Annotated in this window: 9 protein-coding genes; 8 read left to right on the top strand and 1 reads right to left on the bottom strand. The window is 68.5% G+C overall.

Annotated elements, in window-relative coordinates:
- Positions 1-44 precede the first annotated feature (44 nt).
- From E8D38_RS05865 to E8D38_RS05895, 7 genes are all read left to right on the top strand, one after another.
- The gene (locus E8D38_RS05865; RefSeq protein WP_246099366.1) at positions 45-2,240 is read left to right on the top strand and encodes a TonB-dependent receptor; all 2,196 of its coding nucleotides are present in this window, start codon (positions 45-47) and stop codon (positions 2,238-2,240) included.
- Positions 2,241-2,247: 7 nt separating this feature from the next.
- Positions 2,248-2,541, top strand: coding sequence for an iron transporter (locus E8D38_RS05870; RefSeq protein ID WP_140626810.1), 294 nt, complete (start codon positions 2,248-2,250; stop codon positions 2,539-2,541).
- A 76-nt stretch (positions 2,542-2,617) separates the two neighbouring features.
- On the top strand, positions 2,618-4,258 hold the full coding sequence (locus E8D38_RS05875) for a PepSY-associated TM helix domain-containing protein (RefSeq protein ID WP_140626811.1): 1,641 nt from the start codon (positions 2,618-2,620) through the stop codon (positions 4,256-4,258).
- A complete protein-coding gene (locus E8D38_RS28200) occupies positions 4,255-4,575 on the top strand; it encodes a DUF3325 domain-containing protein (RefSeq protein ID WP_181178943.1) in 321 nt (106 codons plus the stop codon). Before E8D38_RS05875 ends, E8D38_RS28200 begins: the two co-directional genes overlap by 4 nt.
- Positions 4,576-4,604: 29 nt before the next feature.
- Positions 4,605-5,843, top strand: coding sequence for a PepSY-associated TM helix domain-containing protein (locus E8D38_RS05885; RefSeq protein ID WP_140626812.1), 1,239 nt, complete (start codon positions 4,605-4,607; stop codon positions 5,841-5,843).
- Between the two features lie 76 nt (positions 5,844-5,919).
- On the top strand, positions 5,920-6,684 hold the full coding sequence (locus E8D38_RS05890) for a ChaN family lipoprotein (protein ID WP_246099367.1): 765 nt from the start codon (positions 5,920-5,922) through the stop codon (positions 6,682-6,684).
- Between the two features lie 232 nt (positions 6,685-6,916).
- Positions 6,917-9,679: a TonB-dependent receptor gene (locus E8D38_RS05895; protein ID WP_181178944.1), complete on the top strand. Its 2,763-nt coding sequence runs from the start codon at positions 6,917-6,919 to the stop codon at positions 9,677-9,679.
- 90 nt (positions 9,680-9,769) lie between these two features.
- Here the strand turns inward: E8D38_RS05895 and E8D38_RS05900 are convergent, their stop codons facing one another.
- The gene (locus E8D38_RS05900; RefSeq protein ID WP_181178945.1) at positions 9,770-11,779 is read right to left on the bottom strand and encodes a S9 family peptidase; all 2,010 of its coding nucleotides are present in this window, start codon (positions 11,777-11,779) and stop codon (positions 9,770-9,772) included.
- A 485-nt stretch (positions 11,780-12,264) separates the two neighbouring features.
- On the opposite strand from E8D38_RS05900, the gene E8D38_RS05905 reads away from it, so the two are divergent.
- Positions 12,265-14,916 (top strand): TonB-dependent receptor, encoded by a 2,652-nt coding sequence (locus E8D38_RS05905; protein ID WP_181178946.1) that lies wholly within the window; start codon positions 12,265-12,267, stop codon positions 14,914-14,916.
- The last annotated feature ends 19 nt before the right edge of the window (positions 14,917-14,935 follow it).

The following is a 14,935-nucleotide window of genomic DNA, read 5'->3' on the forward strand; positions in this document are numbered from 1 at the left end:
TCCCCTCGCAGTACCCCATGACTGAACAAAACAAGAACCTCTCCTTGCCCCTCCAACAACAGCAGCGCGGCCGTGTCTTCACGCTGCGGCCCGCCGCACTCGCCGTGGCCGGCCTGCTCGCCGCAGGCGGTGCGCACGCGCAGGCCGCAGCCGACGCGGCTGATCCGGCCAAGGAAGACAAGGACGCCGCCCAGCTCGAGCAGGTGGTGGTGACCGCCACGCGCGCCAGCAAGGCCATCGAAAAGATCCCCGGCGCGGTGAGCGTGGTGACGCGCCGCGAAATGGACGAGCAGCTGCTGGTGGCCGAAGACCCGTCCCAGCTGCTGGCGGCCCAGGTGCCGGGCTATGCACCGTCGCGCCAGAAGATGACCAGCCAGGGCGAGTCGCTGCGCGGCCGCGCAGCACTGATCCTGTTCGACGGCATCCCGCAGACGAACCCGTTGCGCGCCGGCGCGCGCGAGGGCTACTTCGCCGACCCGACGGTGATCGAGCGCATCGAGGTGGTGAGCGGCGCCTCTGCAGTGCAGGGCCTGGGCGCCACCGGCGGCATCATCAACTACATCTCGCGCACGCCGCGCCGCGAGGGCACCTTCCACACACTCGACCTGAAGTACAGCTCGTCGTTCAGCGCCGGTGACGAGGCCACCTGGAAGACGGGCTACATGCTCGAGCACAAGCAGGATGCCTTCGACGCCCTCTTCTACGTGGGCGGCACCCAGCGCGGCGTGGGCGTGGACGGCGACGGCCGCCGCCTGGGCATCGAGTCCACGCAGGGCGACACGCAGGACTCCAAGGCGCTGGACGTCTTCGGCAAGGTGGGCCTTGCCCTCACGCCGCAGCAGCGCCTGCAGCTGTCGTTCAACCAGTTCCGCCTCGCCGGCGATGGCGACTGGCGGCAGGTGCCGGGCGACCGCAACACCGGCTTGCCGACCTCGTCCGAACGCGGCGAGCCGCCCGGCACGCCGCCGCGCAACAAGGTGCGCACCACCTCGCTCGAATGGAGCCATGAAGACCTGGCCGGCGGGCGCGCGCTCGCCCAGCTCTACAAGCAGGACTTCTCCGCGCTCTATGGCGCCGGCATCTTCGTCAACTTCCAGGACGAGGACATCGCCCCGCGAGACACGCTGGTCGACCAGTCGGAGATCGTGGCCGACAAGACCGGCCTGCGGCTGTCATGGGTGCGCCCCGACCTCGGCTTCCAGGGCCTGGAGCTCACCACCGGGCTCGACTGGCTGTCCGACACCTCCGAGCAGCGCCTGGCCATCACCGGCCGCACCTGGGTGCCGCCGCTGAAGTTCAACAGCACCGCCCCGTTCTCCCAGCTCGAATACGAGTTCGGCAACTTCACCGTGCGCGGCGGGCTGCGCTACGAAAACGCGCGCCTGCGGGTCGACACCTACCGCACGCTGGCCGCCTACAACCGCACCGAGGTGGCCGGTGGCGAGCGTTCGTTCGACAAGTTCGTCAAGAACCTGGGCGCGGTGTGGCGCGTCGGCGGCGGCTGGTCGACCTTCGTGTCGTACAGCGAAGGTTTCGGCCTGCCGGACGTCGGGCTGGTGCTGCGCGGCGTCAACGTGAGCGGCCGCTCGATCGCCAACCTGATCGACTTGCAGCCGGTGGTCACCGACAACCGGGAGGTCGGCGTCACCTGGCGCGGCGAGCGCGGCAGCTTCACCGCCTCGGTCTACGACTCGCGCTCCAAGCTCGGCAGCCAGGTGCGCGTGGACAACGCCACCGGCATCGGCAGCGTGCAGCGCCTGCCGGTGCACGTGAAAGGCTTCGAGTTCACCGGTGAATTCAAGCCGCAACGCGACTGGACGCTGTCGACCACCTATGCGCTCACCCGCGGCAAGACCGCGCGCACCACCGGCGAACCGCTGGACGTCGAGCTTTCCGCGCGCAACCAGGGCCCGGACAAGCTGGTGCTGGCGGCGCGCTGGGCCTTCATGCCCGGTGCAAGCGCGCGACTGCAGGCGGCGCACTACGCGTCGCGTCACATCAACGAAGGCGTGACGCCCGTGGGCAGCACGCAACTGGCCGAGCGCTTCGACGGCTACACCGTGGCCGACCTGGGCGTCAACTGGGCCTCGCCGTGGGGCGAACTCGGCCTGGGCATCGAGAACCTGCTCGACCGCCAGTACATCGGCTACTACGCCCAGGCCAACCCGGCCGGCACCAGCGACGACTACTACGCCGGCCGCGGCCGCACCTACACGCTGAGCTGGCGCCGCACCTTCTGAGGCAGCCATGAGCGAGCACCGCCTGCTCCCCTTTGCGCGCGCCGCCAGCCGCACGCTGGCCGCCGTGCTGGGCGGCTATGCGCTGGCGCTCAGCTTCACCGCGGCCGCCTCGCTGGGGTTGCTGCGCGGCTTCGGACTGGCGCGCAGCGAGGCGCTGCTGGCCGCCGCGATGTCGAGCCTGCTGGTCTTCCTGCTGGCCCTGGTGCGGGCCTTCGCGCTGCGTTCCATCGCGCGCGCATGGATAGAGCTGCTGGGCGCGGCCAGCCTCTGCGCGGCGCTCGCCGCATGGTGGCGGACATGAGCGCCCCCGCACGGCCGCTCCGAAGGGGGCGCGTTGTCCCTCTCGGAGGGACCTCGCGAAGCGAGAGGGTGCGCCGATGAGCCGCCGGCACACGACCGGCGAGCCCCCGGCCCCAGGTTTTCGCGCCGCCATGGACGCGGTGCACACCTGGGCCGGCGTGCTGTTCGCCGCCTTGCTGTTCGCCATCTTCCTGATGGGCACGCTGTCGGTGTTCGACCGCGAGATCGACCGCTGGGCCCAGCCGCCGACGCGGCAGATGCACACCGGTACCGACGGCCCGGCCGTCTCGCTCGATGCAGCCGTGCAGCAGCTGCAGGCCCTGGCGCCGCCGGCCGCGACCACCTGGCTGCTCTACCCGCCCAGCGATCGGGTCCCGACCTTGCGCATCGGCTGGTCCGGCGGCGGCGTCGAGCAGCGGCTGCGCGACCTCGACGCTTCCACCGGCCGGCTGCTGCCGGAAGCCGGCGCACCGGTGGGCACGCGGCTGTTCTTCCCGTTCCACTACAGCCTGCTGTGGAAGTGGAAGGACGTCGGCCAGTGGATCGCCGGCGCCGCGGCAACGGCGATGCTGCTGGCGGTGGTGTCGGGCGTGGCCACGCACCGCCGGCTGTTCAAGGACTTCTTCACCTTTCGCCCGGCCAAGCGGCTGCAGCGCGCCAGCCTCGACCTGCACAACGTGACCGCGGTGTTCGGGCTGCCCTTCCATGTGCTGATCGCGCTGTCCGGCCTGATCGTCTTCGCGAGCCTGTACCTGCAGCCCGCCGTCGAGTGGGTCTACGGCGGCAAGCGCGAAGCCTTCAACCAGCAGGCGCTGTCGCGCTACACGCGACCGCCGGCCAGGCAGCCGCTCGCCACGCGGCATTCGATCGACGCGCTGGCCGCGCAGGCGCAAGCCGCCTGGTCTGCGGCCGGCGAGAACGGACGCGTCGGCGTGGTCATCGTGCGGCAGCCGCATGACGCCAGTGCGGTGGTCGAGGTGCGCCGCAACTACGACGGCCGCATCACGCTGGCCACCGACACCCGCTACTTCGATGCCGCCAGCGGCGCGCTGCTGCATGCCGAGCAGCTGCAGCCGGTGGCGCGCACCCAGCGTTTCATCATCGGCCTGCACCTGATCCAGTTCGACCACTGGACGCTGCGCTGGCTCTACTTCGTGATGGGCGCCGCCGGCTGCGTGATGATCGCCGCCGGCAGCATCGCCTGGGTCGAGAAGCGCCGCGAGCGCCATGCGCGGCTCGGACGTCGCGGCGCCGCACTGGTGGAAGCGCTCACCGCCGCGGCCGTCTGCGGGCTGCCGATCGCGGCCGTGTCGGCCCTGTGCGGCAGCCTGCTGCTGCCATGGTCGGCGGCGGATGCGATGCCGCCGCTGGCGTCGGCCACGCGCGTGTTCTTCGCCGCCTGGCTGGCCTGCCTGGCCCATGCCCTGCTGCAGGCGCTCGTGCTGCCGGCGCGGCGCGCGCCCTGGCGGGAGCAGTCGGCCGTGCTGGCTGCGCTCGCGCTGACGGCGGTGGGGTTGAACTGGTGGTCCAGCGGCGATCACCTGCTGCGTACGCTGGCGCGCGGCGACTGGGCGACCGCCTGCGTGGACCTCGGCCTGCTGGCAGTGGCGGCACTCGCGGCGCGCGCGGGCTGGCGCCTGCGCCATGCGAGCACGGCCGCCGCCGCAAGGCCGGCTGCCGGCTGGCCCCGTGCCGCCGGCGAGGAACCGCTGCGATGACCGCCTTCGCCTGGAGCCTGGCCGCCTGGGCCGCGCTGGCCCTCGCGATGGACCGCCACCATGAGACGGTGCTGGCCCGCGTACTGCCGCCTGCGCGCGGCCGACGCCTGCGCTGGCTGGCCGGAGGGTTGCTCCTCGCGGCCCTGGCCCACGCCGTAGCGATGCAGGGCGTGTCGTTCGGGCCGCTGCTGTGGAGCGCGAGTGTCGTGACCTCCGGCCTGGCCACCGTGCTGCTGCTGACCTGGTGGCCCGAGCGGCTGCCGGCACTGGCCGCGCTGGCCTGGCTGGCCGGCACGGCGGCCGCCCTCGTTTCGTGAACCCCTCGCTGTCCGGAAGGAAGCCCGTCATGCGCTCCCTGCTCGTCCTGCTGCATCGCTGGTTCGGCCTCGCCGCGGCCGCATTCCTGTTCATCGCCGGCGCCACCGGGGCGGTGATCTCCTGGGATCACGAGCTCGACGAATGGCTCAACCCGCAGCTGTTCCATGCCCACGGCGAAGGCACGCCGCGCCATCCCCTGGAGCTGGCCGCGCGCGTGGAAGCGGCCGACCCCCGGGTGCGGGTGAGCTACCTGCCGCTGGCCATCGAACCGGGCCATGCGCTCACCCTGTCGGTGGCGCCGCGTCGCGATCCGGCCAGCGGGCGGCTGTTCGAGCCGGGCTACAACCAGGTCGCGGTGGACCCGGTGACCGGCGCGGTGCAGGGGCAGCGCATGTGGGGCGAGGTGTCGCTTTCGCGCGAGAACCTGCTGCCTTTCCTCTACAAGCTGCACTACAGCATGCACCTGCCCGAAGGCGGCGGCATCGAATTGGGCATCTGGCTGATGGGCCTCATCGCCATCGGCTGGGTGCTCGACTGCGCGATCGCGCTGGTGCTGTCGTTCCCCAGCCGGCGCGCCTGGCGCAAGTCGTTCGCCTTCCGCTGGAAGAAGGGCGGCTTTGCGCTCAACTTCGACCTGCACCGCTCGGGCGGCGTGTGGCTGTGGCTGTTCGTGCTGCTGCTGGCGGTCACGTCGGTGTCGATGAACCTCAACGCCCAGGTCGCGCGGCCGGTGGTCGAGTGGTTCTCGCCGCTGTCGGAGTCGCCGTTTGCGAGCCGCACCCCGGCGCCGCTGAACGAACCCGTCGAGCCGCAGGTGACAGTGCAGCAGGTGCTGGCCCGGGCGCGGGCCGACGCGGCGAAGCGCGGCTGGCTGGCGCCGGCCGGCGGGGTGTTCTATTCGCAGACCTTCGGCGTTTGGGGCGTGGGCTTCTTCGAGCCCGGCAAGGATCACGGCGACGGCGGCCTGGGCAACCCGTGGCTCTACTACGACGCGAAGACCGGTGCCCCGGCCGGCGAGGTGGTGCCCGGCGAGGGATCGGCCGGCGACATCTTCATGCAGGTGCAGTTCCCGCTGCATTCCGGCCGCATCATCGGCCTCCCGGGCCGCATCTTCATGTCCTTCATGGGCGTGGCCATCGCCACCCTCAGCGTCACCGGCGTGGTGATCTGGCTGCGCAAGCGCCGCGGCCGCTCGGCCGCGCAGGCGGCGCCTGCATCCGCCGAGCCGGTGGTCGCGCCGCGCCCGGACCCGGAACCCGGCTACTGACGCAGCCGCGGCTTACGATGCGGCGATGAAGTCCTGTAGGCGCCGATGGAGTTGCGGGCTGCTGGCAGCGCTCGCCGTGGCGACCGTTGCCCAGGCGCAGACCGCCTGGCTGTTCGGCGAGCAGCACGACCAGCCCGATCACCAGCGCCAGGCCGCCGCCGCGGTGCAAGAGCTCGCGGCCGATGGCCGGCTGCATGCCGTGGTGCTCGAGATGGCTGCGCGCGGCCGCGATACCCGCGGCCTGCCGCGCGATGCCAGCGAAACACAGGTGCGTGAAGCCCTGCACTGGAGCGAAAGCTGGCCCTGGACACGCTACCGGCAGGTCGTGATGAACGCCGTGCGCGCCGGAGTGCCGGTGCTCGGCGGCAACCTGCCGCGTGAACGGGTGCGCCAGGTGATGGCCGAGCCCGAATGGGACCGGCAGGTACCGGAAGGCGCCCGGCAGCGGCTGCTCGACGCAGTGCGCGAAGGCCACTGCGGGCTGCTGCCGCCGTCGCAGCTGGCGCCCATGGCGCGGGTGCAGATCGCGCGGGATCGCAGCCTGGCCGAGACCCTCGCCGGCGCAGCCCGTGACGCACCAGGCGACGGCGTGCTGCTGATGCTCAGCGGCGCAGTTCATGCGTCGCACACGATGGGCGTACCGCTGCACCTGAGCCAGGTCGCGCCGGGCCTGCTCACCCGTAGCATCGGCTTCCGGGCCACGGCCTCGCCCGCCGCAGACGGGTTCGACGAGTCGCGCCCCGCCGCCGTGGAACCCGCGCCGGACCATTGCGCCGAGCTCGCGAAGCGAGGAATGCCGTCACCAGGCGCCACCGAACCCCGGCCCCAAGCCCCTAGATAGCCCGGCCCCGCGGACCCGTTCACGGCGCATCCATACACGGCCGGCACAGATCTGGCTATCGCCGTGTTCCGGAGTGACGCGCACGTCACACCCACGCAACATGGGCTTGCGCATGGACGCGGCAGATCGCCACGCCTTTCGCTCTCCACGTCTAGGAGACAAGGTAACCCCTTGTCACCGTTTTCTTTTTTTGGGCCGGACGATCCTGGCCACTCAAACCAAGAGGTCACTCATGTTTCGCTTAAAACAAGTCAGCCGGGCCACCCTGGCCCTGTTTGCCAGCGGCGTCGCGCTCTCCGCCGTTGCACAACAACAACAAGGCACCCAGCTCCAGCGCGTCGAAGTCACCGGCACGAACATCAAGCGCATTGACGCGGAAACGGTGGCGCCCGTCGAGGTGATCACGCGCGAGCAGATCGCGCGCACGGGGCAGCCCACGGTGGCCGACGTGCTGCGCAACCTGCCGGCCAACAGCGGCGGCAGCTTCGGCGAGAGCTTCGGCAACAGCTTTGCGCCTGGCGCCTCCGGCATCTCGCTGCGCGGCCTGGGGCAAAAGACGACGCTGGTGCTGCTCAACGGCCGCCGCGTCGCCGGCTACGGCTTCGCGCAGAACCTGCAGGACAGCTTCGTCGACCTCAACGCGATCCCGAGCAGCGCCGTGGAGCGCGTCGAAATCCTGAAGGACGGTGCCTCGGCGATCTACGGCTCCGATGCCATCGCCGGCGTGGTGAACATCATCCTGCGGCGCGACTTCAGCGGCGTGGAAGCCTCGCTGAGCGGCGGCACCGCCGAAGGCAAGAAGGACTATGGCTTCAACCTGACCGGCGGCGTCGGCGACCTGGGCTCGGACCGCTACAACTTCTTCGGCGTGTTCGACTACTACAAGCGCGATGAGCTGCTGCTGTCGGACACCAAGTTCGGCGCCACGCGCGACTACCGCAGCTATGCGGGCGGACGCAACCACCAGTCGCTCACCGGCGGCGGCACGTGGGCGCCTGTGGTACCTACCGCGACCAACCCGAACGCCCTCAGCCCCTCGGTGCGCCAGGCGATCGCGGGCTGCGCCAACACCATCAATGCGCAACAGGCCATCGCGATGGGCCTGCTCACCGCTTCGTCCCCGCTGAACACGCCGACCAATACGTTCTGCATGTTCGACGTCAACAAGCAGATCAGCGCGCTGCCCGGCACCGAGCGCCTCGGCTTCCTCGGCCGCGGCACCTTCGAGTTCTCCGCGACGACCTCGGTCTATGCCGAGCTGGGCCTGAGCAAGAACAAGACGGAGCAGACCTTCACCAGCCCGTTCTTCTCGGGCACGACCGGCCTGGAGAGGGTCGGTAACAACCTGCGCCCCTGGACCTACAACATCCAGTTCGCACCGAACGTGGCCGGCAACCCGTTCTCGACCAACGCCATCTTCCAGGGCAGCCTGATCGACCTGGGCACGCGCAACAACGAGATCACGTCCGACAGCGTTCGCGGCCTGGTGGGCAGCAAGTACACGCTGGGCACCTGGGACCTGGACACCGGCCTCGGCTTCTCGAAGAACGTGGCGGAGTCGATGAACTTCAACCGCCTGTCGCTGGCCGGCACCAGCGCGGTCTTCGGCGTGCCAACCACGCCACCGACGGGCAGCCCGCCTCCCTTCCCGACCTCCAACTCGTCGAGCTACGACCTCAACAACCCGGCCAACAACCCGGCATCGGTGCGCAACCAGATGCTGGCCAGCTTCCCGCGCAAGTCGACGTCGGAGCTGGTGTTCTTCGACACCAAGGCAACCACCGAACTTTCGTCGCTGCGGTTGCCCGGCGGTGCGGTCGGGCTGGCCGTCGGTTTCGAGTACCGCAGCGAAAAGCTGAAGGACGAACCCGATCCGCTCGCTAGAGACGGTGGGATCCTGGGACAGGGCATCACGGCCACCGACGGCAAGCGCAACAACACTGCGCTGTATGCCGAGCTCGCGCTGCCGATCACCAAGCAGCTCGAGGCTCAGCTGGCAGGCCGCCACGACCGCTACAGCGACTACGGCAGCTCGACCACGCCGAAGGTCGGCCTGAAGTACACGCCGGTGGACATCCTCGCGCTGCGCGCGAACTGGGGCAAAGGCTTCCGGGCGCCCACGCTGCCTGAAATCTCGAAGTCGTCTGCCAGCTTCTTCACCACGGTGACCGATCCGCAAGGCGATGTGATCCGCCAGATCTCGGGTGTGTTCGCCGGCAACCCGAACCTGAAGGCCGAGAAGTCGGAGAGCTTCAACGTCGGCATGGTGATCGAGCCGGTGAAGGACTTCAGCGTCTCGCTGGACGCCTACAAGATCCACTGGACCAACGTCGTTGCATCGCCATCGTTCCAGGACATCATCGACGCGTCTTGCCCCAACCCGCCGGACGACGTCGATGTAGATCCGCCCTGCCCGAGCACGCCGCAGGTCATCCGTGAAAACAACGAGGTGGTCACGATCCTGAGCGAGTACCAGAACCTCAACTCGCGCAAGATCAGCGGCGCCGACATCGACGTCCGCTGGGGCATCCCGACCACCGAGTGGGGCAAGTTCACGCTGCGTGCCGGCGGCACCTACGTGCACACGTTCAAGGAGGACGGTGTGGAAGTCGCGGGCCGCAACGACGGCTCCAACACCATCCCGCGCATCAAGGCGGCCGGCTCCGTGGACTGGGACATCGGCGCATGGAAGTTCACGGGCCGGCTGAACTACATCCACCACTACCGTCAGGCCCTCCTGCCGGCATCGTTCTTCTCGCCGACCACGGCGAACCAGAATGGGGCCTATCCGATCTACGTGCAGTCCTACACCACGCTCGACCTGTTCACCAGCTGGAAGGTCACCAAGAACTTCACGGTGAGCGCTGCGGTCATCAATGCGCTGGACAAAACCCCGCCGTACGACCCGGGCTTCAGCTCCACGTACCTGTACGACTTCAGCCAGTACGACGTGCGTGGCCGCCAGATCCGCATGGCACTGAACTACAAGATGTGATGTGTCTCGAGGCGTCCGCCACGGCGATCGCCTCCCAAGACGAAGGGCCCGCCTGCGAACGCAGGCGGGCCCTTTTTTCCTGCCGGTCCGTCAGGGCCGCTGCGACTTCGGGCCGATCTGCTCGTCGAGGAACTGCAGCATCTTCTCGTACAGCTCGATGCGGTTCTCCACCTTGCCGTAGCCGTGCCCTTCCTGCTTCTTGATGAGCACCACCTTGGGCGGGTTGCCGGCAGCTTCCAGCGCCTTCACCATCGCCGTGGTCTGCTCCAGCGGCGTGCGAATGTCTTCCGAGCCGGCATACATGAACAGCGCGCCCTTGATCTTCGCGGCCATGTGGACCGGCGAGTTGTCCTTGAGGGCCGTCCGGTTCTTTTCGCCCTGCCCCACCAGCTTGTGCCAGAACGCCACGCCCGCCGGGCTGTAGGTCGTGTCGCCCGCGGTGGAAGTGAGCTGCATCTCGAGATCGCTCACCACGAGCCCGGCCACGCCGCACTTGAAAAGCCCAGGCGTCTTGGCCAGCGCACGCAAGGTGGCATAGCCGCCATAGCTCGCCCCCGACATGCACAGGCGCGCGGGGTCTGCAAAGCCTTCCTTGACGGCCCAGTGCGCTGCGTCCTCGTGGTCCTCGGACATCTGGCGCCCCACGGTGCCGAAACCGGCGTAGTAGACCTTGGACCCCAGCCCCGGCGTGATGCGGAAGTTCGGCAGCACCACGGCATACCCGCGCGAGGCGAGGATCTGCGCCTCGGCATAGCCGAAGCCGCTCGCCCAGCCGTCGGCCCGCACATGCGGCCCGCCATGGATGTGCACGATGGTGGGCAGGCGCTCGCCGGCCTTGTGGCCTTTGGGCAGGAAGTAGTAGGAGGGGATCTCCAGGCCGTCGCGCGTCTTGAGCATGAAGGAGCGCATAGGCACCAGGTCGTCGCTCGCAAGCCACGGTCGGCTGGAGAACAGCTCTTCCAGCGTGCGCTTGTCCTCGTCCAGCAGGTACCACTTCGAGGGCTGCTGATCGGAGTACGAGGTGATCAACACGCGCTTGGAGCCCGGGAAGCGTGCAAAGCTGTTGTAGGCACCCGGCAAGGCCGCGTCGATGGCCGCCTGCGTGCGCGCCTCCGTTTCGTCCAGCCACACGGTCTGCGGGCGCTCAGCGTCGACCCGATAGCCGGTGACGCGGTCCGACTCGGGTTCGGTGATCACGCCGGGCACGCTCTCGCCCAGGGCGTCTGCGCCCATGTCATAGCGCGGGTGCTGTGCCAGCAGGTCACCGAGCTTGCGGGTTTCGGGGTCGAACTTGAAGACGGCCATGGTTTCTCGCCCCGCGTTGGAGGCGACCATGAGCGTCTTGTCGTCGGAAAGGAAGCCGAGCACCGAGAAGCCGGGGCCCTCGGCCGAGTCGTGGCGGGCGATTTCCTCCCAGGCGGACTCGGCAGTCTTGCGGTAGTAGACGATGTACTGCGATGTGTCCTTGACCCAGGATGTCACGACCCGCGGCACACGCTTGCTGTCGAGCACCCAGTCCGAAGTGCGCGGCGGTCGCTCCGAGGTCACCAGCACGGTGCGCCCGTTGCGCAGGTCGAGGCGGTACACGTCCTCGGCGTCGGCCGTGCGCAGCCGGCCTCTCACCAGCACTTCGTCCGAGGTGCCAGGCAGCCGCGCCAGGAAGGACATGCCGCGATAGACGAACTGCCAGGAGTTGCGCATCTCCCTCACGGTGGGAGACAGCTTGCGCGACTCCTTCCCGTCGCGCGACACGACGAACAAGCCGCCGCCGTCGAACTGCCCGGGGCCGGTGGGCGTGTTCTGCTGGCCGAGCGTGAACACCAGGCGTTCGTCGCCGACCCAGCGCACGTTGAGCACGTCGAACGAGTCGAAGCTCGTGAGGGCGGTGCCCTTTCTCGTCTCGAGATCCACGACCGCCAGGTTGAGCCGTCCGTTGATGGGCGTCACGGCAGCCAGGTACTTGCCGCTCGGCGACAGCCGAGGACTGCCGAACTGCGGAAGCTTGAGGTAGTCGGCCACCGCCCGCGGTGCGGCCTTGGGGTCCGTGTTGCTCTGGGCTGAGACAGCCGTCGCCACTGCAGCCAGGACGGCAGCAGACAACAACATCCTGAGTCGCGAAAGGTGCACGTGGAATCCTGCTCGGTCATTGGAGGCCGGCAGGATATCCGGCGAGGCCGACTTCACGACACCTTGATCTTGAGGGTCTTCACCAATCCGCGGAACGTCGATGTGGCAAGCGCCCCGTTCAAGTGCCGGCTGGCACCTGGTTCGTGCAGCAGGGCTGCTTGTCTATACACGCAGGCCACGGTGGCAAGTAGGGGCTTGAACCTGATGACTGGCATCGTGCGTGCTAGCAAGATGGCCGCTGCGGTCGGGGGCCAACGCATACAGCCAACTCCCCTCGCTCTCAGCGGAGACAAAGTAACCCTTTGTCGCCATTCAACTTTTTATGCCGGCTCGATCCTGGCATCCAAAACGAAGAGGTGCTCATGTTCCGTCTCAAGCATGTCAGCTGGGCCGTAATGGCCGTCTGCACAGGGGGTCTCGCGACAGTGGCTGTTGCCCAGCAGCAACAACTGGAGCGAGTGGAGATCACGGGCTCGTCGATCCGGCGAGTCGATGCTGAAACGGCGCTGCCGGTCACGGTCATCAAGACCGAGGACCTCGTGAAGCAGGGTGTGACGAACGTGGAGCAGGCGGTGCTGCGCATCTCTGCCAACCAGTCGAACTTCGGCGCCAGCTCCGCCATCGGCGGCACGACGGGCGGCAAGGCCGAGGCAGACCTGCGCGGCCTGAGCGGCCCGACCGGCACGAACTCGAACAAGACCCTCGTGCTGCTCAACGGCCGCCGCATCGCGAACCATTCGTTCGACGCCGCCGCAGTCGACCTCAACGCGATTCCGCTGATCGCGGTCGACCGCATCGAAGTGCTCCGCGACGGCGCATCGGCCCTGTACGGCACCGACGCCATCGGTGGCGTCATCAACTTCATCCTGAAGCGCGACTTCACGGGCGTCGAGCTGAGCGGCTCATGGCAGCGGCCCCAGAAGGGCTCGGGCGGCGAGATTCAGCGCGCCAGTGTTGTCGCGGGTTTCGGCACCTTGGCCGAGAACCGCTTCAACCTGTTGTTCGCGTTGGACGCGCGCAAGCAGAAGGCGCTGATGGCCACCGAGCGTGCGTTTGGCTCGACCGGCATCATGGGCACGAGCGGCTCCGCGATCCGGGCCGGCACCAGCGGCACCGCCTTCCCTGGCGACCTGAACGGCTTCGAGCCGACGGCCCCCGGCTGCGCCCCGCCCGCTTCGGTGCCCGTCACCAACTCCGACGGAAGCATCTCCTGCCGCTATGACTTCTCGCGCGACGTCGACCTGCTGACCGAAAACGAGCAGCTCACGGGGCTGCTGCGCGGCACGCTCGCCATCACGCCGGATCACAAGATCAGCGCCGAGTACATGCGCGCGAACAACAAGTCCACCGCGCGCGTGGCGGCGGCGCCGACTTCGCACCTGATGCTGGCGTCCAGCCCGTTCTTCCCGGCGGGCGCCACCCCGGTCGATATCGACCCCTTGATTCCGTTCTTCGATCTGACGGACCCGAACCCCGGCGGCCCGACGATGGGCGGCACCGCCAACTGGCGACAGATTCCCGCCGGCAAGCGCACCAGCGGTGACGACACGACCACCGAGCGCATGGTGGTCGATGCCGAAGGCACGATCGGACGCTTCGACTACCGCGCCGGCGTCGGCCGCTCGCAGAACAAGAGCGTGGCGTCGGTCAAGCGCGGCTACGTGAACGACGGGATGATGCAGCAGGGCGTGTGGGACGGGATCATCAACCCGTTCGGCCCGCAGACCGCCGCAGGCCAGGCCGCGATCGACGCCGCGCAGGTGGTGGCCGACACGGTGATCGGCAAGAACACCCTCGACTTCGCGGACTTCCGCGTCAGCGGGGAGCTGTTCAAGCTGGGCGACCACATGGTGGGCGCCGCATTCGGCGCCGAGCATCGCCGTGAGAAGTCGTCGTTCGAGAACACCGACATCACCGCCCAGCTCGGCAGCCTGGGCCTCGACCCCAACGGCGACACCACCGGCAAGCGTGACGTGAATGCGGTGTTCGCGGAGTTCAACATCCCCGTGATGAAGAACCTCGAGCTGACACTGGCCGGCCGGTACGACAAGTACAGCGACTTCGGCAACACCTTCAACCCGAAGGTCGGCATTCGCTTCCAGCCGACGCCGCAGCTGGTGATCCGCGGCTCGGCGAACAAGGGCTTCCGTGCGCCGACGCTGTATGAGATCTACCAGCCGCAAGCGCTCACCTTCACCACCGACAACTACGACGATCCGGTCCTGTGCCCGGGCGGCAACGCGGTTGCCGGCACGTCGCCTGGCGTGGTTTGCGGCCAGCAGGTGATGCAGCGCCTGCTCGGCCCGGTGGCCAACGGGCAGTCCGCCAGCGCGCTGTCTCCCGAGAAGTCGATGTCCTATTCGCTCGGCCTCGTGTTCGAGCCGATGCGCAACGTCAGCGTGTCGGTGGACTACTGGCAGGTGCAGATCAAGAACATGATCAGCCCGCTGCCCGAACAGGAAGTCTTCGCCAGTGCCGGCCGCTATGCGTCGCGATTCGTGCGCTGCAGCCAGGTGGCCGCGGGTCAGGTGCCCGGCATCTCGCTGTCCGACATCGACGCCTGCGCAAACCTGACCGCGACTCAGGATCCGATCGCGTTCATCGACACGCCCAACGAAAACCTGGGCGAGCTGCACACGCGCGGCGTTGACGTGTCGGCCAACTGGCGTTCGGGCGCATCCGAGTACGGCGTGTTCGGCCTGGGCATCGACGGCACCTACATCACCCGGTACAAGTACCAGCGTGAAAAGGGCGGTGCGTTCATCGACGCAGCCGGCGCCTATTCCGACAACGCGCCGGTGTTCCGCTGGCAGCACACCCTCACCGCCACCTGGAACCAGGGTCCCTGGGGCGCCACGCTGAGCCAGCGCCACAAGTCTCACTACGATGACCAGGGCGGTGCAGGCAAGGTCGGCGTCTATGCCATCTGGGATGCCTCGGTGTCCTGGACCGGCATCAAGAACATGGTCCTGACCGCGGGTGTGAACAACCTGATGGACAAGGACCCGCCGCGCTCGCTGCAGGTCACGACCTTCCAGCGCGGCTATGACCCGCGCTTCACCGACCCGCTCGGACGCACCTTCCTGGTTCGCGCAGCCTACAAGTTCTGAACTGCGCCGGCCTGCGAAG

Source organism: Methylibium rhizosphaerae, assembly GCF_006386545.1.
Classification (GTDB): domain Bacteria; phylum Pseudomonadota; class Gammaproteobacteria; order Burkholderiales; family Burkholderiaceae_C; genus Pseudorivibacter; species Pseudorivibacter rhizosphaerae.